The 419-nt window shown below is 59.4% G+C and carries 1 protein-coding gene; it reads right to left on the reverse strand.

All coding sequences use genetic code 11. The features are described from left to right. The coding region (locus tag FQ320_RS25400) for an IS6 family transposase (RefSeq protein ID WP_148476016.1) at positions 1-419 on the reverse strand (419 nt) is incomplete at both ends.

Below are 419 nucleotides of genomic sequence, written 5' to 3' on the forward strand. Positions count from 1 at the left end.
TGGCAGACAGGCGATGGCGTTTGGGGCGAAACAAGCTGGCGATCTGATCATGCACGGATAGAAATCGCTGCGCTTGGCGCGGGGATTTGAACCGGCCCATGATCTTCTCGCGTCTTCGGGTATGCCGATGGGACGCTTCGCTCCGATTGTTCAACCCTTTGTGCTGGCGGTGTTCGATCCCGGGTGCGATCTCCGCCTTGGCCGCGCCGTAGGATCGCAGCTTATCCGTCACGAGGACACGAGGCTGGCCCCAACGTTTCATGAGTTTGCGCAAGAAACGTTGGGCGGCGACCTTGTTACGGCGCGATTGAACCAGGATATCGAGCACATCGCCATTGGCATCGACGGCGCGCCAAAGCCAGTGCGTTCGACCCTTGATCCGGATCACGACTTCATCGAGATGCCATTTGTCCGTCGGC

It is taken from the genome of Oceaniovalibus sp. ACAM 378 (assembly GCF_008085915.1).
Classification (GTDB): domain Bacteria; phylum Pseudomonadota; class Alphaproteobacteria; order Rhodobacterales; family Rhodobacteraceae; genus Oceaniglobus.